Annotated in this window: 21 protein-coding genes; 1 reads left to right on the top strand and 20 read right to left on the bottom strand. The window is 50.2% G+C overall.

Features of this window, described 5'->3' with window-relative positions; genetic code table 11:
- Window positions 1–66 precede the first annotated feature (66 nt).
- Window positions 67–774, top strand: a complete 708-nt coding sequence (gene gerD / locus MKY86_RS27555; RefSeq protein ID WP_076081758.1) for a spore germination lipoprotein GerD — start codon at window positions 67–69, stop codon at window positions 772–774.
- 71 nt (window positions 775–845) lie between these two features.
- Here the strand turns inward: gerD and MKY86_RS27560 are convergent, their stop codons facing one another.
- The 20 genes from MKY86_RS27560 to MKY86_RS27650 all read right to left on the bottom strand — a co-directional run bounded on the left by MKY86_RS27560 (window position 846) and on the right by MKY86_RS27650 (window position 18,251).
- On the bottom strand, window positions 846–1,955 hold the full coding sequence (locus MKY86_RS27560; RefSeq protein WP_076081757.1) for an Mrp/NBP35 family ATP-binding protein: 1,110 nt from the start codon (window positions 1,953–1,955) through the stop codon (window positions 846–848).
- A gap of 95 nt (window positions 1,956–2,050) precedes the next feature.
- Window positions 2,051–2,797 (bottom strand): N-acetylmuramoyl-L-alanine amidase CwlD, encoded by a 747-nt coding sequence (cwlD, locus tag MKY86_RS27565; RefSeq protein ID WP_076081756.1) that lies wholly within the window; start codon window positions 2,795–2,797, stop codon window positions 2,051–2,053.
- Window positions 2,798–2,882: 85 nt separating this feature from the next.
- On the bottom strand, window positions 2,883–4,058 hold the full coding sequence (gene sat, locus MKY86_RS27570; protein ID WP_076081755.1) for a sulfate adenylyltransferase: 1,176 nt from the start codon (window positions 4,056–4,058) through the stop codon (window positions 2,883–2,885).
- A gap of 127 nt (window positions 4,059–4,185) precedes the next feature.
- A complete protein-coding gene (locus MKY86_RS27575; RefSeq protein WP_076081754.1) occupies window positions 4,186–4,878 on the bottom strand; it encodes a phosphoadenylyl-sulfate reductase in 693 nt (230 codons plus the stop codon).
- Between the two features lie 335 nt (window positions 4,879–5,213).
- Window positions 5,214–5,357, bottom strand: coding sequence for an XkdX family protein (locus MKY86_RS34225; RefSeq protein WP_083685469.1), 144 nt, complete (start codon window positions 5,355–5,357; stop codon window positions 5,214–5,216).
- Window positions 5,354–5,713 carry a hypothetical protein gene (locus MKY86_RS27580; protein ID WP_076081753.1) on the bottom strand — a complete coding sequence of 120 codons (360 nt, stop codon included), beginning with the start codon at window positions 5,711–5,713 and terminating at the stop codon, window positions 5,354–5,356. Before MKY86_RS27580 ends, MKY86_RS34225 begins: the two co-directional genes overlap by 4 nt.
- Window positions 5,714–5,717: 4 nt before the next feature.
- Window positions 5,718–8,012, bottom strand: a complete 2,295-nt coding sequence (locus MKY86_RS27585) for a phage tail-collar fiber domain-containing protein (protein WP_076081752.1) — start codon at window positions 8,010–8,012, stop codon at window positions 5,718–5,720.
- A gap of 12 nt (window positions 8,013–8,024) precedes the next feature.
- Entirely contained in the window at window positions 8,025–8,576 is a 552-nt protein-coding gene (locus tag MKY86_RS27590; RefSeq protein WP_076081751.1) for a phage tail protein I, read from the bottom strand.
- Entirely contained in the window at window positions 8,569–9,696 is a 1,128-nt protein-coding gene (locus MKY86_RS27595) for a baseplate assembly protein (RefSeq protein ID WP_076081750.1), read from the bottom strand. The genes MKY86_RS27590 and MKY86_RS27595 overlap by 8 nt, the downstream gene beginning before the upstream one ends.
- A gap of 3 nt (window positions 9,697–9,699) precedes the next feature.
- The gene (locus MKY86_RS27600) at window positions 9,700–10,029 is read right to left on the bottom strand and encodes a GPW/gp25 family protein (protein WP_076081749.1); all 330 of its coding nucleotides are present in this window, start codon (window positions 10,027–10,029) and stop codon (window positions 9,700–9,702) included.
- A complete protein-coding gene (locus MKY86_RS27605) occupies window positions 10,026–10,466 on the bottom strand; it encodes a phage tail protein (protein WP_340827611.1) in 441 nt (146 codons plus the stop codon). Before MKY86_RS27605 ends, MKY86_RS27600 begins: the two co-directional genes overlap by 4 nt.
- Window positions 10,463–10,876, bottom strand: coding sequence for a phage baseplate assembly protein V (locus MKY86_RS27610; protein ID WP_076081748.1), 414 nt, complete (start codon window positions 10,874–10,876; stop codon window positions 10,463–10,465). The genes MKY86_RS27605 and MKY86_RS27610 overlap by 4 nt, the downstream gene beginning before the upstream one ends.
- 3 nt (window positions 10,877–10,879) lie before the next feature.
- The gene (locus MKY86_RS27615; RefSeq protein ID WP_076081761.1) at window positions 10,880–11,902 is read right to left on the bottom strand and encodes a phage late control D family protein; all 1,023 of its coding nucleotides are present in this window, start codon (window positions 11,900–11,902) and stop codon (window positions 10,880–10,882) included.
- Window positions 11,903–11,916: 14 nt separating this feature from the next.
- Entirely contained in the window at window positions 11,917–12,117 is a 201-nt protein-coding gene (locus MKY86_RS27620) for a tail protein X (protein WP_076081747.1), read from the bottom strand.
- Window positions 12,114–15,095: a phage tail tape measure protein gene (locus tag MKY86_RS27625; RefSeq protein ID WP_076081746.1), complete on the bottom strand. Its 2,982-nt coding sequence runs from the start codon at window positions 15,093–15,095 to the stop codon at window positions 12,114–12,116. The genes MKY86_RS27620 and MKY86_RS27625 overlap by 4 nt, the downstream gene beginning before the upstream one ends.
- Before the next feature lie 149 nt (window positions 15,096–15,244).
- Window positions 15,245–15,565 carry a phage tail assembly protein gene (locus tag MKY86_RS27630; RefSeq protein WP_051477757.1) on the bottom strand — a complete coding sequence of 107 codons (321 nt, stop codon included), beginning with the start codon at window positions 15,563–15,565 and terminating at the stop codon, window positions 15,245–15,247.
- 12 nt (window positions 15,566–15,577) lie between these two features.
- Window positions 15,578–16,096: a phage major tail tube protein gene (locus MKY86_RS27635; RefSeq protein WP_076081745.1), complete on the bottom strand. Its 519-nt coding sequence runs from the start codon at window positions 16,094–16,096 to the stop codon at window positions 15,578–15,580.
- Window positions 16,097–16,110: 14 nt separating this feature from the next.
- Window positions 16,111–17,556, bottom strand: coding sequence for a phage tail sheath family protein (locus MKY86_RS27640; protein WP_076081744.1), 1,446 nt, complete (start codon window positions 17,554–17,556; stop codon window positions 16,111–16,113).
- 3 nt (window positions 17,557–17,559) lie between these two features.
- The gene (locus MKY86_RS27645; protein ID WP_076081743.1) at window positions 17,560–17,832 is read right to left on the bottom strand and encodes a hypothetical protein; all 273 of its coding nucleotides are present in this window, start codon (window positions 17,830–17,832) and stop codon (window positions 17,560–17,562) included.
- Window positions 17,829–18,251, bottom strand: a complete 423-nt coding sequence (locus MKY86_RS27650; RefSeq protein WP_076081742.1) for a hypothetical protein — start codon at window positions 18,249–18,251, stop codon at window positions 17,829–17,831. Before MKY86_RS27650 ends, MKY86_RS27645 begins: the two co-directional genes overlap by 4 nt.
- Window positions 18,252–18,276 lie beyond the last annotated feature (25 nt).

Here is an 18,276-nt window from a genome sequence, read left to right on the forward strand (position 1 = left end):
TTCAACATAAATGTGCCTTGGCGCGGCATACTACAATCAGTAATTCTATAAAGGAGGGCAGCGCCAATGAAATGGAGGGCTATCTGGTCTGGAGGCTTGGCACTTGGCTTGATAATCACCTTGACGGCCTGCGGGGGCGAACAGAGCAGTTCTTCTTCGGGACAAGGCGGATATAAGGAAATGAAGACGATGGTTGTCGATATATTGAAAAGTGATGAAGGGAAAAAGGCTGTAGAGGAGGCCTTGTCTACTCCAAGCTCAGAAGAGGGCAGCGCCGCCAGCGGCTTAAGCATGAAGATGATGCCTATGCAAACCACGGAGCAGATCCGGCTGGCTGTCAAGGATACCCTCACCGCGCCGGAGTATCAGAAGGAAATTGAAAAAATCATGACTGATCCGCAGTTTGCCGGCGATTTCGCCAAAGCGATTAATAAACAGAGCAAGGAACTTCATCTTCAATTGATCAAGGACCCCACTTATCAGAAGTCGGTTGGAGAAATTATGAAGTCGCCCGAAATGACGAAAATGTTCCTCGATCTTACGAAGACTCCGGATTACCGCAAGCAGTCCATGACGATAATGCAGGAGGCTATGCAGAACCCGCTATTCCGTATGGAAGTACTAACGCTTCTCAAATCCGTGGTCCAGGATGAACTGCAGCCTAAGGTTGAGAAAAAGGATGGTGGTAAAGGCGAAGGCAGCGGCGGGGAGGACAAGCAGGGCGGTGACAGCCAGAAGCAGGAAGGCGGAGACGATTCCGGTTCGGGTTCTTAAACAAATAAGGCCTTGCCCCGTTGATGGGACATGGCCTTATTTGTTTAGGTGCGTGCAAGGTCAAAGGGTGATTATTGCTCGTACTTGGCAATCAGCTTGTCTGCAATGTCTGCGAACAATATTCCGGTAGCCGTATCCGCCTTATATACTGACGGTGAGAAGTCCGGCTCGGAAATATGGTTGTCCGGAGCACCCAGCGGCACCTGGGCCAACAGTTCTGTGTGCAGCGTTTCCGCCAGACGGGCTCCGCCGCCTCTGCCGAAGATGTAATCCTTTTTGCCGCAGGAGGAGCATTCGTAGTACGCCATATTCTCAATGACGCCAAGAATCTCATGCTCAGTCTGCAGAGCCATAGAGCCTGCTCTCGCCGCCACAAAGGCAGCTGTAGCATGAGGGGTAGTGACAATGATCTCCTTGCTGTGCGGCAGCATCTGGTGGACATCAAGGGCCACATCGCCCGTACCCGGAGGCAGATCCAGCAGCAGGTAATCGAGTTCCCCCCAGCCGACATCGGCGAAGAACTGGCGCAGCATTTTGCCAAGCATCGGTCCTCTCCAGATCACCGGACTATTCTCCCGGATAAAGAAGCCCATCGACATGACCTTGACGCCGAAGCGTTCTACCGGAATAATCGTTCCTTCTTCCACGATCGGCCCTTCTTCAATTCCCATCATGTCCGGGATACTGAAGCCGTAAATATCTGCATCGATCAGGCCGACTCTCTTGCCCTTACGGGCCAGTGCCACTGCCAGATTCACGGTTACTGTTGATTTCCCGACCCCGCCCTTGCCGCTGGCGATCGCGATGAAGTTCACACCGGAGTTCTCATTGATCAGCTCATGTCCCTCAAGACCCGCTGCGTGTCCTTTGAGCTTTCCCTCTTGATCTGTATCCGGCTCGTCCCCGCTGCCCTCTCCGCGAAGCATAGCCCGTTCATAATCGGTGGCATCACGCAGGCGGATATGAATCTGTTCTGCCCCGCCCTCCGTAAGCAGGTCGCGTACCTGCTGCTCCAGCTCCATCCGCTTCTTCTCATCCGACTCCAGACATACGATGGATAACGAAATACGGTCTTCCTTGATCATGATATCGCGGATTAACTGTAGTTCGATCAGGCTTTTTCCGGATTCCGGGTCTGTAAGCGGCTGTAAAAGTTCCTGAATTTGTTCCCTGGTCTGCATGGAAAGCACCTCTGTTCCTATCCGGCGGTAAGCCCCGGTATTTGTACCTATTATAGCATTACCCCCGGAAGGAAGAGTAGTCCCACCCTATGCCGCTATGGCTGCTCGGAGCTGTACCGCAGGATGCCCCGGTAGATGCTGGTTGCCACCTTCCGCTGATACAGATCATCCCCAAGGAGCAAGGACTCCTGAGGATGTGACAGGAAGCCTACCTCAACGAGCACGGACGGCATCTTTAACACTTTTAACAAATAAATGGTATTCGCTGTCTTCGCCACGCGGTCCGTATTCTCAAGTGTAGCTCTCAGCTCATCCTGAACCAGCCCGGCCAAGGCCTTGTTCCTCTCGCTGCTTGGATAATAGAAGGTCTGCGCCCCGCTCCAGCGGTTGGAGGGAATACTGTTCATATGTACGCTGACAAACAGATCGGCGCCCTTCTCTTCAATGCTCCGCACCCGCTGCTTCAGATCCTCCGTCTTGCGTTTTGCGTACCCCTTGGTGCTGCCCTGGGCCAGATCATAATCGCCTTCACGGGTCATCACCACAATCGCCCCAGCCTGCTGCAGATAATCGCGCAAGTACAGCGACACGGAGAGATTGATATCCTTCTCAATCAGGCCTGAGCGGCTCACCGCTCCCCCGTCCGGTCCCCCATGACCTGCATCAATGGCAATCACCTTGCCGGAGAGCGGCAGGCTCCAATAATTGACCGTCTTGGCAGTCGGCATGTCGTAGGCGATGATTCCGATCATTATAGTGAGCAGCACAGCGCCCAGGATACCTTTTTTGATGCTGCGCCAAGAGATCCAGACCGAGACTTTATGCTTCTGCCCTCCAGACATAACAAAGACCCCCTCGTCCCGATAGATTCTACTCATCTATATGGGACAAGAGGGCCAAATAGTACTGGCTATGCTCCCTATTCGATTAGGACTTCAAAGCGGCTTCCGGTGACATGCCTTCAATCAGGATCTGCGCCACTTCCGGGCGGGTGAACTCTGGAGGCGGGCACTGGCCGTCACGCAGCAATGCACGCACCTTCGTACCGGAGAGAGTCAAGTGCTGGTCAGACGGATGCGGGCAGGTTTTGCTGGAGGCCATATTGCCGCACTTCACGCAGAAGAAGCTGTGCTCGAAGAACAGAGGCGTGATGCCCAGCTCCTCGGCGGTGAAGTTCGCAAAGATCTCCTGCGCTTCATACGTGCCGTAATAATCACCAACACCCGCGTGATCACGCCCGACAATAAAGTGTGTACAGCCGTAATTCTTGCGCACCATGGCATGGAAAATGGCTTCACGGGGGCCCGCATAACGCATCGCTGCCGGGAAGACGCCAAGGAAGGTACGGTTCTCCGGATAATAATTCTCCAGTAAGGCCAGATAACTCTTCATCCGCACGTTGGCCGGAACATCATCCGACTTGGTCTCACCAACCAGGGGATTGAGGAACAGAGCGTCCACAACCTCCATAGCGCATTTCTGTATATACTCATGGGCACGATGTACCGGGTTACGCGTCTGGAAGCCTACAACCGTTCTCCAGCCCTTATCGGCGAATATCCGGCGGGTTTCGGCGGGGTCAAAATAGAATTCAGCGAACTTCTCCGGCTGCGGACGGTTGAGTACCGTTATTGGTCCGCCTACATAGGTTGTCGGGCGGGACAATAGTTTGCTGACTCCAGGATGCTGGGGATCAGTGGTTTTGAATACATTGTGCGCCTCCACCTGCTGATCTACTGCGTAGATGCTCTCGATATCCAGTAGACCGTAGACAACACCGTCGTCTTCACCGATTAGAGAAACCCTGTCGCCTGTCTTAAGAGTTGCTGCAAGCTCGTCACCGACAGCCAGCGTAACCGGTATACTCCATACGGTTCCGTTAGCTAGGCGCATATTGCTTACTACCGAGTGATAATCCTCTTCGTTCAGAAATCCGGTGAGCGGCGAGAAGGCCCCTACGCCAATTAGATCCAAGTCAGATAAGGTCCATGTATTGAGGGCAATCGATTGCTGGCCTGAAGCTTGCTTCAGCAGTTCTTCTCTCTCTTCTCCGTCTGCGATGCGCCGGATCAGCGTTCCTCCGTGAGGAAGTATTGAAGTCATCCCTGTTCTCTCCTCCTGTGCAATGCCTGTGTAGTGCTGTATAGAGTGCTGGTAATTTAGTGCGTGCGGGTAAATAAGTGCGGATAAATTAGTGATCATATCTGAGCGATATTTATTTAGGCGTATCTTATTTGTGTAGTCCGCATTCTGTCTTGTCCGAACCAGACCATCTGCCGGCACGCGGATCTTCACCAGGCATAACAGCCCGGGTGCATTGCTCACAGCCGATACTCGGGAAATTGCGGTCATGCAGCGGATTGTAGATCACATCATTCTCGCGGATATAATTCCACACATCCTCCGTAGTCCAGTTGGCAATCGGATTGAACTTGACCAGCCCGAACTTATTATCATATTCTATCTTCTTCGCATTGGCCCGGGTAGGTGCTTGGTCCCGGCGAATCCCGGTAATCCAGGCGTCGTATTGCGAGAGAATACGGGTCAACGGTTCTACCTTACGGATTGCGCAGCACTGGTTAGGGTCAGTATTCCATAGCGCCTCCCCATACTGCAAGGCCTGTTCCTCTACCGTAATCTGCGGAGACACCCGGACGAACTCCATCCCGTACTTGTCAGCCATAATATCTCTAGTCTCATAGGTTTCCTTGAAATGATAATCCGTATCTAAATAGAACACATCTGTCGAGGGACTCACCTTCTGGATCATATCCACCAGTACTACATCCTCCGCCCCGAAGCTGCAGGCAAAGGTTATATTCGGAAAGGTCTCCACCGCCCAGCGGATAATCTCCTCCGGAGCCGCATGCTCCAGCTCTTCCGCTTTCACTTTGATTAAATCCTCTTTCTCGAGCAGGTTCATCTTAGTTTCCTCCATCCGGATATTTCATAAAACATCTGGCTTCCGCTAATTCCAACTATTCTTATATGGAATAGTATAAGGCATGTGGGGCGGATGCACAACAGTTTTATCCATTTTGGGCGAAAGTTTTGGATGGAGGGATGAAAAGCGATTAAATTGATAATTTTCGGGATTGATAATTTTCGGGATAAAAACGGTCCTGACTATACTAGCCGGAACTATGATTTAAGCTCTCAAAATTAAAATAGCCTCCGGGGAACCGAAGGCATAACACGCCTAGACGGGCGCTTAAGATTTATTTATAATTGCAGAGGCTGTCAAAGAATATTTTCTTCTTACTTTGGGGTTTCTTCATATTTCTGACCAGTGATTTCTAAAAATTCTTGTTCATTAATAATCTTGCCTACAACATTTCGTAAACGCTTGATATCCCAAAGATCGTTATCATAATAATACTTGATGCGATCGAACCATATCATATACCATCAACCCCCAACATAATTACAAGATAATCGATATCAGACCGCAACTTAATATTTTCCGTCAGTATTTTCATATCAATTTGTTGCTGATACGCTTGCCGACCTGCATTTAAGGCTTTAAGTGCGGCATCTCTTGTTTCAAATTCCATACCATGAAGCCATTCATTATTAGTTTGGTCCACAGTAATTGTGATAAACGTAGTTCCTTGGTCCATCAGACTTCGCTCAATACTATTTTTTTGTTCTACAGATACACAATACTCCCGTTTCTCTATAGTTTGTTCTTGTCGTACCTCTTCCCATTGCACGCAAAACCGAAAAAGTTCGACCGTATTGCCGACCATCCTAAGCATAAATTCACCCCCCAAAAAATTTATTGTTAGTAATCATATTATCTGTACCTTCATCCACTACATCTTTACCTTCACAGATATTTGATGTAATCAGATTATCTTCACTTGTTACCCTTATAGTATATTCGTTGGCCCCATATCCCTTTTTTGGCCAAGCCCAGAACTTGCCGCAATTATTCCCGATAATAAGATTAGAGCCTCGGCTCACTAATATTCCTGTAGCATTTTCTCGACAATCGTTGCCGATAATAAGATTCCCCTCATTTATTTGTCCATTTGAATATTCAATGGCTATGCCTATATTGTTGTTTTGACAAATATTATTTGAAATTACCATACAAGAACCTGTTATAGAAATTCCATAACCATTTCCAGTACAAATATTATTTGAGATAATATTTGTACCCGCGCCGCTTTGATAGTAATTGTCTATAGTGTGTATCCCTCGGCCATTATTAACAAGAAAGTTCCCCCTTACTATCGTTCTTTTGGCATCTCCTTCCTCCGACATATTGTGATTGGATAAAAAGATTCCGGTGTAACTGCCTTGAACCATACCAGCCATACCGTTAATCTGTAAATTTTCTATAGTACATCCATTAGCAGCGACAATTAACATTCCGTCAAAATATTTCTCTACCCATACTCGTTTTAATTCCGTTCCACTTCCGTTTCCGCGAATAGAGACATTGTTTTTATTTATCTTTACCGGAGAAGTTATATTATAAGAACCCTCTAGAAGAGTAATCCCCCCCCCATTCGCAGGCAACGCCGCAATAGCTGCATTGATCGAGATTTGATCATTTTCCCCGGAACAAACGAAGTCCGCTCCGTCTTTACCTTCCTGCGTACTGTTGCTAGCAGCCACAATTAGCGTTGCTGTACGGGCACTCCCCCCTGTGTTATCGTCAACATAACCTTTTGTTGCTATATCGTTTACCATTGCTGGAACTGCAACCTGTGCCCGCCCAGCTCCATCCCGTATTAGCATACGGTTAGGCGTTGCGGTTGCTGTAGCGCCATGAGCACTCATAATACTTGAATGAGCATTCACTTTTGCTTGGGCCCCTTCGGGTGTTTCTTTGGATGTCCAAGTTGTTTTTTCTGCATCAGTAACAAATCGGTTATTCGCATCTTGCACAATGATAGACGGCGGATGTGCAGCCGGATGTGTGTAGTTATTAGCCCCGGCGGCCACTCCGTCCAGCTTCGCCTTATCTGCTGCAGCCATCAGCCCCGGCGTATTGATCGTAGCCGCTGTCGTAGATGCCTTGGCGTTCCATGTCGTCCTCTCTGCTGCGGTGATATGAACTGTTGTATTACCCGTATGGCTCGTTACATTGGCCTGCACGGTATTAGCTTTGGCAGTTGCATCGGTCGCAGCCGCTGCCTGAGCAGCATTCGCTTTCGTGGTTGCATCCGTTGCAGCTGCAACCTTCACCGCATCCACCTTCTCCTGCGCTCCCGCTGTTGTCTCTTTGGCGTTCCATGCGGTACGCTCCGCCGCCGTAAGATGCCGGGTAGCATCATCCGCATGCGCTTTAGCCGCCTCCAGTGTTGTGGCCGGTGCAGTCCGCCAGGAAGACTTACCTGTAATGGATTTGACCGTGTTCGCCAGCCAACCCAGAAGATTGGTAACGGTGCCACTGTCTCCTGTTGGTGCTGTAGTATCTGATATCGTCCGGCTCCCAATAACCGCGTCCGTGGCAGAGCCTGCCCCGCCTGCTCCCGCAGTGACCCCGGCCAGCTTATTCTTTTCGACTGTGGTGTAGTCATTAGCAGACAGCCCCTTGCCCGAAACCTTATCTACTTTGGCAGCACCCACTGCGTCCAGTTCAGATTTTTTGGCAAAAACAAGCGACTCATCAATGACTGCGGTAATATTAGCGGCTGTGCCTATCACTACGACACAATCGAACGTTTTCTCGATAATGTCTGATCCGCCGCCTGGCGGAATATAGTCTGCGGTTACTCCGGCATTAGCGTAGGCGTAGAGAATTTCCCCGGCATCCGGGTCTTGCGCAAAGACACCTACCTCCCGCCAGTAAAATCCTGTAGAGACATCCGCGTTCCGCAGCACCGAACCAATAATCGCCTTATTAGGCGGCTGTGTAGTTATTCGTGTAATCGGCAAATTGATTTTTTGCGAAATCAGTCCATTCATCGCCGGAACAGCTTGTCCTGTAAGTGAACCGTCGCCTACAGCAATGCGGGTATAATTCAACTTGCCCCCCGCTTGGGCCTTCCCCTGCAGCACAAGACCTTTATTCGTTAATGTCATGCCTCCAAATACTGCCATATGCTTCCCTCCCTAAATCGTAATGTGTTCCCCGAAATGTAAAAAGCCGCCGAAGTACAAGGGCAGTTGCTCCGCTTGTGATATGGTGACGCTGTCCAGCACAGCTGACAGCCTCTTGACCGCATCCACGGCGGCAATGAACTCCTGCGCCCGTACAGCAGTCACATCGGCATTATTGGTGACGACCCGGAAATGATAAGGTTCTCCCCCATATTGCCACCATTCTTCGACTGCTCCCTGCCCAAACAGGATGGCGATCAAATCTTCTACTGCACTGGCAGTCCCTTTGTGTCTGTGAAAAGGAATTGCATTTTGAATCAGCAGCCGCTTCTGTTCCACAGGCAGAGCCGGATCATAATACGGCGGCTTGAATTGCCAGGCCAGTTCATCCGTTTCCGCATCCGTCCATTCAGCTGATCGGCCGAATATATTCAGACCGGCGATCATAGCGCTTGTCTCTTGCAACTGTATATCTAACGCAGCCGCAGCCGCAGCCATGGCAGGGTCCTTACGAATAGGAAGCGGCAGCAGATCGATCAGGCTTAAAGTCTGGATATTAATCATCTGCCAGCCCCCCGTAAGTCAGTGCCGTTGCGCCGGCCAAAGCCACTTGGGTTGCGGATATGGTTTTATACACGGGCTCTGTTACCGTCACCCTTAGTGCCCCAGCAGCCATAACACGGGATATTAGCTCTGACGGGTTGATATCCCGGCCAAGCTTGGAGCGCTGCCATAGCTGATAAGCAGCAACAGCTCCCGATACTGCCGCCTGGATACCCGGAACCTCAGCAGCCCGGCTGCGGCTAATATAATAGGTCAGCGCAGTATTATAACTGACAGGCTGCGGCGCACTCACAGTTACCAGATCGGTCAGCGGCCGGATTCCCCGGTCTTCCAAAGTCTCAGCAATAGAATTCAGGACATCCTCGTTTGGAATCTCCCCCTCTGCCAGTAACGGAACCACGGTTACACGCCCGGGCGCCGGAGAGAAGGCATGAACATCCTTAATTGCCGAGGAAGCGGATTTGGCCCAGAATTCATATGCTCCCTGAGGCCCGGCCGTTGAGTACGATTCCGGCGCATGGCGGATACGTTCCTTGAAGGCTTCATCCGTCTCAGCAGCAGCGCCGCCAGAGCTGGTGGTCAGATTCGTTACCGACTGGACAAAAGGCAGCGGGTCCATTTGAACATTAATCTGCCCGGGCAAGAACCCGTTCCCTGTTGTCCCCGATTCGGAGCATTTTGCCTTGATCATTCCCGCAGTCTCTCCCGGAGGAATCTCTAAGTACTCCATGGTTATAAAATAAATCGTGCCCTTCCCTCCCTGTACTCCGACGCGTGTCCCTGCCGGTATCGGGGTCGCTGAAGCCAGCGGAATGGACAAAGCAAACTCAAGCGTAACGATTGCCGCCGATGCCTCTAACCGCTTCGATCCTTGAAAAGCCCCCATGTGATCCAACAACGTTCCGGAGGCATACCGCAGTAGATTTCCTTTGGCTGTCTGATTGATCAACACCTTCTGCTGGATAATCACCGCTGCGAGCGAAGACAAAAAAAGCCGCACCGGATCGGCAGGCTGTAGAGTGCGTCCGGCAAGGCCTTCATATACAGTGATTACATTTTGCTGTATGGCTGCTGCATCCTCCTCCGAAAAGCGGATATCCGGTAATTCAGCATATTCCAATTCCTACTCCTCCTCTGCCAGGCTATATTTCAATACAACGGCCAAGCTGCCTGTAAGCTGTTCTTCTATATTCTTATGAAAAGAAACATCGGCCACTATTGCGCGCGGCTCCTGCTCCGTTATGGCTGTAATGATTGCTGCCGTCAGGCGGGATTCAGCAATGTATGCCGGTTCATCAATAATGGAGTAGTCCAGGCCAATCCCCCGGGCTAATGGTGCGCTGCCAAGCGGAGTAGCAAGGATCATCCTTATATTCTGAGCAACTTCCTCTTCTACCGTTGCCGGGCTAAAATCAATCAGTGCGGGCTGAGTCATATCTACGGTATACATCATTTCACATACTCCTCAAGCGAGATCGTGACCTGTGCGTCCAGCACATTGCCGATGCTATCCAGCCTGTTCCAATCCTGCGACAGACTGCTGATCACCCATAGCCCAACCCCCACATTTTTGCGTCCTATGATTAACGGCATCGCTTTGCCGGCACGGTCCAGCTCGGTAAGCCTGTCAAGCTCTTTGCGCGGATTAAGGCCAAGCGCCGCCGAGAAATGAACCGAGAATGAAACTGAATCTGCTCCCGGTCCCAGAAATTCCTTCTTGGGCTTCTTGCCGATAATATCATGCTGGGCCCAACGGCTGGAGCTGCTGCGCTTGAATTCATCTATAGTACGGATTGCACCTTCAGCGACGACAAACACTACTGGTCCCAGACTACCAATCTTATTCATTTTGTAATCTTGCTTCTGCTCTTTGCTATCCTTATTACTCATCCGGTTCTGCCTCCTCCATCATGAACTGAGCTGGCAGACAGCTTACCGGTAACCGTCAAGTCTCCTTCGATCCACACCCCGCCGGTTGCCTTAACATTCAGCTTCTGGGCTGTTCGGTCATAATAGACATAGCTGCCATCCTCGAACCATACCCCACGCTGATCCTGGGTGCCGGAAGGCTGACTATCATCTGCATAGTAGCTTCCCAAACAGATGCCAGCGGAACGTGAATTATCCAAAAAAGCGCACAGCACACGCTCTCCCGGCAACGGTACTGCATTGCCTTTTCCCCAGCCGCCCGGTGTTAGAACCGGTAATTCACCGGAAACCATATCATCACGGTCTGCAAAAGTAACCCTGACACTTCCGGCTGCCGGATTAGCTGTGGATACTCTGCCAATAAGTATCACCTTTCACCACCCCAATACTTTACGAATGTCCAGACTGGTTGTATATCCGCTGCTTCCAATTGAGTGTCTTGCCGATTCAATAATGTATTTGCCGTCAAACCGCTTCCAGCCTTTGATATTAATCGTGAGTCCCGCAGCCATCCTTAGATCTCCCATAAGCGAGAGAGTACCTTTGCCGCCCTCTTTATTCTTTTCCCGGAGCCTTTTACGGGCCAGCCGCATCGCATCTGCCTGTGAGTCGACCTGTTCGTTAATCTTAAGAACTGGACCGCTCTTAGGCGCGCCTTGAGGGGTATACGTGGCCTTCAAGGACTCTTTGCCCTGTGGAGGAGTATACGTCACTGTACATGCCCGAAAAGCTGCATAGGCCGTATTGTAAGCGAAGCTGTAATCCGTCACATTGGTCTCCCCCCGCACGATCGTGGCCACCGCTGCCTTTTGTTCATATTCCTGTTCATCAAAAAGCACCAGGCTTCCAGAAGAGACTTTTATCGCGATACCTTCTTGTGTGGCTGTGTTCATCAAAAAGGCCAAGTCCGACACCTCCGACTGCTCCAGCCGATCATAAGAGGGGTTGTCCTGTGCCTCGTAGATTAATTTGAGCTTCGCGCGTTTGGCCACTTGGGCGGCTACTGTTTTCAGATTGGTTTTCTCCCAGCTGCGCGAGCTTCGCTGCATCCGAACCTCGGAGGTCACGGGAAGCGAGACCGCCTTAATCGAGATCGTGTCGGGAGGACCGCTAAAATCAATACTGTCTACCTCAAAGGTGCCCAGCGGCAGCTTCTTGATTTCACCCGGCTTGTCCCAGTTGACCGTCCGGATCGCAGCAACCAATTGATCGCCTTCAACCGGAGACCAAGGCCCCTGCCAATTGCGCTCCCTATCCTCAAGCGTGACTGTAAGATCATCTAATGAACCTGAAGCAGCATCATTATACTGAAAATCTGTCAGCGATTTAGTGATATCCTGCGTAACGTCCTTTCCGTTATAGCGCAGTTCCAGTACCGCTCTGCGTGCGTCCTGCATAAGTTCCACGTGCTTCACTCCCTTCGCCAGGGAGGCAGTGAACTGGATATGTCTGAGGGCAGCTCCGGTACATTCAGTACAATATTGCCTGAGAATACACTAACAGCAGCATGTGCCGGATTAGCATTCAGGAGCAGCGTCAGGTAACGGGCATCTCCATAGATTTTAAAAGCAATCCCATCCCACATATCGCCTTGTACCGTTCTATAGATCATTGGAAGCTCACCCGCCTCTGTTGCAGCAGCATCGACTTGAACCGGCGTTCGAATCCGTCCTCTGTCTGCCTTAAAGCCTCCCGTACCTGTTCAGCTACAGATTTATCGCCCCCCTGAAGGGTTACACTAGGCGCCCAGGTTACATGAATATCCCCATTGTTAACGGAATTATTATTATATCCCATTAAATCATTTGCCTTCTCAAGCAAAGACCTCGACCGGGGCTTGCGGTTCAAGGGAATGGCGATTTCGGGGCCAGCCTCACCAAAAATAGAGGGAACATATGCGATACCGCCTTCAGCGTAACCTTCAAAACCCGGATCATGTTGCGCCAAGTAATTCGCTTTTCGACCAGCTTTAGTACGCGAATTGGGCGTACCATCAGTTTTAATGGACTTGTGAACTTCGCCCCACTCTTCGTCCGTAAGTTTCCAGTTTGGAATCTGTCCGGTTTGCTGCCATAAGACCATAATATTAACCATCTTTTCGGCAGGTACTTTGTCCAGTTCACTGGTGAGATTTCCCACTTTATATATTGCTTGATCAATCTGTTCTTTTTGAACAACGGACATATCCTTGTACTTTGTTACTTGTTCTTCCAAGGTTCCGCCGAGATTAAGCTCAATTAATTTTTTTTGGGAATTGTAATAAGTTAACATGCTATTTTCTGCTTTGTTTATGTCACCCTCGGTTTCTTTGATTTTAGCGTTTTGGTCATCGAAGGATGTCCTGTACTTTTCATAATCTTCTCTGATCCACTCAATAGTTGTAGCGCCTTTTCCATAGTATTCTGTGTTTTGGGCTTTATTTATTTTTCCCAGCACTTCATCTATCTGTACTTGCTTTTGCTGCTCATTCCCCTGTCCAGCCCAAATCTCATCAAGCTGATTCACGTACTCACGATAATCTTGAAATTTAACCTTATTAGTCTCATATTCAGCGTTCTGCTTGGCGAGTTTTTCGGTCGATGCTGTATATTCATCCTCCAAGTCAGGCAATTTCGCCTGTGCTGAAAGTGCATCATGCTCTAACTCTCGTCTGCCTATCTCCTCACGGGCTTTCGCCAGATTACCGACAAGCCCAAGCTGATCGCTAAATCTTCCACTTTTCAAATCTTCAGCAGACAGAATACCCGGATTCATATCAATTAACTTTTGCTCTACATCCTTCTGTTTTCGTCTGGCTTCTGCCAATTCTGCAGCGGGGGTTTTGACATCCTTAATTTTCCTCGCCAACCGGTCATATTCGGTAATCAAGCCTTGAGTTTTGGTACTGGCTTCTTCAATCCCTGAATAATTAGCATAGGATTCTTCCAGTGTACCTCCCATATTCAAAAGCTCCTGGCGCGCATCCTCCTGATGCTTTTTGAAGGCGATGACCCCGGCTGTGACCAGCCCCACACCGGCAACAGCGAGACCTACGGGATTCGTCAGCAATCCCAGTGCACCTGCAAATCCTCCAGCCGCTCCGCTGGCCGCGCTGGCCGCCTTAATGATCGTGGAGAACTCCTGAACAATCTTCACTGTTTTTGTGGCCAGCATCGCAGCAGGAACGGCGAGACCGATGACCATCAGCACTTCTTTGTTGTCTGACGCCCAGCTAGTCAGCCCCTGAAGCGCCGGCATCACGCTCTCTCCCAGAGGAACCACAAGACCGGACATCAACTCCCGCCCTATGGCTGAAAATTGCTCGGTTAGCGTATTGTCCTTAATCGCAGACACTTCATCCATCGTTTGCCGGGTCATATCAAACTGATGCCGCGTCTGGCCCAGCGACAACACCGCTTTATTTCCGATTTCCTCAAACTGAGCCCCGAATATAGCGCTGGCAAGGGCCGCTTGATGAACCGGATCTTTAATTGCTTTTAATTTGCCAATCACCTGATTCATGGCATCCTTACCGGTCATAGACCCGTCTGCCAGCCCTTTGAAGATTTCATCCCCGCTACCCATTGTCTTGCGCAGTTGAAGCATGGCCTTGCTCGCCGAGTCTCCGCCCGCCTTCAAATCCTTGACCAGGGCAACAGCTCCATTCTTCCCGGCCACTTTCACCAATTCGCCGAATTCCTTCGACTTCGTTCCGCCGCTTACAAGTGCAGCACTGAATTGGTTCAGCTGCTCAGGTGCAAACAGCTCATAGACGGCGGCCTTTGTGGAATCTGAGCCCTCTTTCACTGTTGAGCTGAATTTCTTCACAACCCCGGCAAGACCTTCAAGGGAATCCCCCCCATTGTCCATGCCAGAGCTCAACAACTCAAACATCTCGTCAGCAGAATAGCCCATTCTTTTGAAGTCAGCGCTGTACTTCTCTACGGTACTTAGAAGCCCGCCGGACGTATTCATCCCCTTCTGCGCACCTTGAGCCATCAGATTATAGGCCTGCTCTGAAGAGATGCCGAACTTTTGCATCATCGCATCAACGGCTTGTACAGAGTCTGATATATCCCCCTTAAAAACATCGCGATACGTCATAGCCGTCTGGGTGGTCTTCTCCAGTTCATCTCCGGTTTGGCCCAGAACTTGCTGTACCGTTCCAACCGCCTCACCGATATCTTCGAAGTTTTTACCGTAATTCTGACTGTACAGGCTATCGGAGATCTCTTTCATTCCGCTCATTTCAGCAGCGGTTAATCCGGTTGATGCCTGAAGCTGCGCCATTGCCCCGGCAGAATCGTTCACAGCGGTCCATACCTCTTTTAGGGGTTCAACCGCTTTAGTCAGCATGGAGAAATCCACTTTTTCGAAAGCAGCCTTAAGTTTGTCACCGAGCTGTTCGGCTTCGTCACCAGCATCCTCAGCATCTCCGCGCAGTTGATCGAAGTAGCCTGCCCTGGCCAGCCCCTTAAGCACATCTTCCAAATCCTTAATTTGCTGTTCCACTTCCTCGACAGAGCGGGGAACATTGGGATTCACCAATACATTCAGCCGGACAATGAGCTCACTGATGCTGCTTGGACTCCCTGAACCTGAACCTGCCATAAGTTACCTCCCTCCTTTAATTCTCGCCACCCGCTCTGCCCAATCCCCCAGTTCCTCAACAGGCAAGCTGAGAAAATAGGGAATTGGAGTATGGGTAAGCATGGCCAAAGAGACGGCGATGTCTTTGATCCCATCGCCGTCTCCGCAGCCTACAGCAGCAAAAAACTTTGTGCCTGTAAGGTCAGTTTTGTGAAATCCTTAGCTGGCAGAGCTTTAATCAGCCCCACATGAACACCAGCAGCCCTGGCCACAATATAAGCCTGATAGGCTTTATTGGTCTCTTTAATCAATTCCCCGCCGGATTGACGGGCAGATTCCATCTGATACTGCCGGTCACAGGTGAGAATGTCCTCGCCGGTTAACTTGTCAAAATCAATACTCAGGCTTTCAAACGTATCGCCCTCAAAGTTGACGGGCCGGGCGAAAGTGTATACTTCCGCTCCGGTCTCCTCCAATTCTTTTGTTCCCATCGTGCTCTCTCCTTATAGACCAAGATTCTGTTTAGTAGCCGCAAGGTAATCCACTTCGTATACTTTATGAATGTAGTTATACTTATCAATTTCCAGTACCTGGACACCATCCAGGGTGACCTTCAAATAGTTAACCGAGAAGTTGTTGGTAGTATCCATTGCTGCTCCGGTCTCCAGATTACCGAGTGTCAAGCCGAGCGGTCTCGCCCGGACAGTAACCTTAAACGGCACCTCGCGGTATTCACTTGTCGCGGTATCGAACGTCTGAATGGAAGCACGCAGATCCAACGTGTGGACCTTCGGTGCCAGTAGAGAGGCTGCTGCCTTCTCGATCGTGCGCCATTTAAGCGCCAGACTCATCGCTCCCGTATACCCTGGAGAAGGCGCCGCCATTTCTCCGGCAATCCCGCCCCCTTTGATGGTATCTACCAGGTAAGTAATTTCCGGCAAGGTCGCGGTTGCTGTTCCCAAGTAATCGGCGGCATTCAAGTACACTGAATAATCAATAACCCGTTCTGATCTGTTTGGCATTATTGCTCCTCCTTCTACGCTACCAGCGCAGCCAAGTATGTTGTGTCGTATTCAAGCAGGAAGGAAATCTCCTGTGCCGGTCCAGGCGGCGTAAGATGCAGATGGAATGTAATTTTACCGGCCATCAGATCTGTCACCGGATTCTCGGATTCATTGAATTCTACCCGACCGCCCAACAGAGCCCCCGATGCTGTCAGTCCGTTCAGCCAGATATTGACTGAATCCGTAACCGCAGCTACCAGCCGTTTGTTCATTGGGTCATCCACCTTCTGCATGTAAGTCAGAATCAGACTGTTGCCAATCCAGTTGAACATCCGGCGGACCGGAATAAAGCTGTCTTTAGGATCGGTTACACCCGGATAAGCAGCGGTGTTATTTCCCCAGCTTTTCCAGCCGCTCGTTCCCAGGTTAAGTGCAGTTACAATGCCTGTACTGTTCAGGAAGCTGGCCTGATCAATTCCGAGGAATTGGCTTGTCCCATCGGATAGTGCAGTGCCATCCGCCTGTAGAGGCTTATTAGAAGGCGATACAAAAGGGATACCGCCATTATCGGCATCCGCCGCAGCAATAAGGCCGGCAAGCTGAGTGGAGAAATGATATTTTTTATCCCCAAGCGTCAGCATCGGGTAAGCAGCAACTTGCAGAGCACCCGTGTAGCTATTGTTAGCTTTCCAAGTACCGGCCTCTGTATAAGATCGGGATGGATCAATATCCGTCAGGGCAATCGCTTTGAAATTCCCGTTAATATTTCCGGCCTTCGCCTTCATCACTGCAGCAACCGCAGGTAAATGCGACCAGCCCGGGGCCAGCAGCAGATCCGGAAGGATCCCGAAACGCGGGTAAGCTTGATGAACCAGTTCAAAACCAGTGTATTCACCCGAAGCGGTTACGCCTCCAATGATATCCTCAGCTTCTACAGCACCGGCATTCAGTTTGTCATATCCGACGGATAGCTGATCTGCATTGGCTGCAATAGCCCCAGAAGACTTCGTAGTAATCAGTACATGTCCATTCTCATCAAAAGCAGCCGTGTAATCCGTACCGGACACATAAGTAGAAGCGCCATCTGAAGATTTAACAACCAGCGTTGACAGCAACACGCCTTCGGCTTGTACGGTCGCCAGCCGATTACTGACCGTCATCGCCGCAGGGGCAACCGTTGTCTTATGGACAGCCGGGTCAAGCACATTGACCAGGATCATGGGAGCTCTCTCGTACAAGGCAAAATGAGAATATACTAACTCACTCAGCGTGTATTTTGACCAGTCTTCACTATATCCTAGAGCCGCAACGGCTTCCGCGTAGTTATTCACAAGCACGGGAGTATTAACGGGTACAGCCTTCGTCGCCAGATGGAGCGGAGCCGTACCTACTGCAAAAGGAATACCGCTTGTTGCTTTTGCCGGAGCCAGAACCGAAGTTGATTGTTCAATAATGCTTACACCATGTTTAAATGCCATTGATTAGTTCCCCTTCCCTAGAAGCCTTTGATAGACTGTATATTCAGCGGTACCCGCTTGAAGGATGCGCTCCTGCACTTCCGTCATTTCATCAACAGGTACAATCAGTTCCGCCACATCCGGCTGTTCAGCCATTAACGGCGTTAAATAAGATGGAATACCTGAACGGAATACGGTGGATTGCAGCAGTTGGCCGCCACGCAGGTTAGGCCCCAGATAAATCCGGATCGGCTCCCGCTGAGTTTGTTGCTGGTCTTCATTTTCAATAGAATTCACAATACTACCTCCTGTCGAATTTGGGGCAATGCCCAGGTTGTTGTAAGTTCGCCCCTCCACACTGCTGAAGGGTGCTCTTCGTCAAGCTTCCATGTCCAACTGGCGTCCAAACTGAATTTCTGTTCAAGAACTCTCTGGCGCAATAGCAGGATACGTACCCGCTCCATCAGATTAATCAGAACAATTAAGCCGGTATCATCTTCGGAGGAAGTTCCAAATTGAAGTTTAATTTGAATTTGCCCGTGACCTGAATCTCCCTCACCCTCTGCAGGCCTAATCATGATTACTGGATAGACCGAGTTTACGCTTGTATTCGTTGGAAGATATCCCAGCTGAACTGGGGGAACGGGCTGCGTATCATCAGCCAACTCCTTTTGCAGAAACTTTTGAATGGCCAAAATTAATAATGTAATGGTCACTGTCGCCCTCCTTATTTACGTTGGT

The sequence above is a fragment of the Paenibacillus sp. FSL R7-0333 genome (assembly GCF_038000365.1).
Lineage (GTDB): Bacteria > Bacillota > Bacilli > Paenibacillales > Paenibacillaceae > Paenibacillus_AQ > Paenibacillus_AQ silagei.

Excerpts from the sequence above, each read along its gene's own strand:
- MKY86_RS27640 (WP_076081744.1), bottom strand. The coding sequence starts at position 17,556 with ATGGCATTTAAACATGGTGTAAGCATTATTGAACAATCAACTTCGGTT.
- MKY86_RS27630 (WP_051477757.1), bottom strand. The coding sequence starts at position 15,565 with ATGGGAACAAAAGAATTGGAGGAGACCGGAGCGGAAGTATACACTTTC.
- sat (WP_076081755.1), bottom strand. The coding sequence starts at position 4,058 with ATGACTTCAATACTTCCTCACGGAGGAACGCTGATCCGGCGCATCGCA.
- MKY86_RS27635 (WP_076081745.1), bottom strand. The coding sequence starts at position 16,096 with ATGCCAAACAGATCAGAACGGGTTATTGATTATTCAGTGTACTTGAAT.
- MKY86_RS27600 (WP_076081749.1), bottom strand. The coding sequence starts at position 10,029 with ATGATGTATACCGTAGATATGACTCAGCCCGCACTGATTGATTTTAGC.
- MKY86_RS27575 (WP_076081754.1), bottom strand. The coding sequence starts at position 4,878 with ATGAACCTGCTCGAGAAAGAGGATTTAATCAAAGTGAAAGCGGAAGAG.
- MKY86_RS27625 (WP_076081746.1), bottom strand. The coding sequence starts at position 15,095 with ATGGCAGGTTCAGGTTCAGGGAGTCCAAGCAGCATCAGTGAGCTCATT.
- MKY86_RS27560 (WP_076081757.1), bottom strand. The coding sequence starts at position 1,955 with ATGCAGACCAGGGAACAAATTCAGGAACTTTTACAGCCGCTTACAGAC.
- MKY86_RS27605 (WP_340827611.1), bottom strand. The coding sequence starts at position 10,466 with ATGAGTAATAAGGATAGCAAAGAGCAGAAGCAAGATTACAAAATGAAT.
- MKY86_RS27580 (WP_076081753.1), bottom strand. The coding sequence starts at position 5,713 with ATGCTTAGGATGGTCGGCAATACGGTCGAACTTTTTCGGTTTTGCGTG.
- cwlD (WP_076081756.1), bottom strand. The coding sequence starts at position 2,797 with ATGTCTGGAGGGCAGAAGCATAAAGTCTCGGTCTGGATCTCTTGGCGC.
- MKY86_RS27585 (WP_076081752.1), bottom strand. The coding sequence starts at position 8,012 with ATGGCAGTATTTGGAGGCATGACATTAACGAATAAAGGTCTTGTGCTG.
- MKY86_RS27620 (WP_076081747.1), bottom strand. The coding sequence starts at position 12,117 with ATGATCTATAGAACGGTACAAGGCGATATGTGGGATGGGATTGCTTTT.
- gerD (WP_076081758.1), top strand. The coding sequence starts at position 67 with ATGAAATGGAGGGCTATCTGGTCTGGAGGCTTGGCACTTGGCTTGATA.
- MKY86_RS27590 (WP_076081751.1), bottom strand. The coding sequence starts at position 8,576 with ATGATTAATATCCAGACTTTAAGCCTGATCGATCTGCTGCCGCTTCCT.
- MKY86_RS34225 (WP_083685469.1), bottom strand. The coding sequence starts at position 5,357 with ATGATATGGTTCGATCGCATCAAGTATTATTATGATAACGATCTTTGG.
- MKY86_RS27615 (WP_076081761.1), bottom strand. The coding sequence starts at position 11,902 with ATGCAGGACGCACGCAGAGCGGTACTGGAACTGCGCTATAACGGAAAG.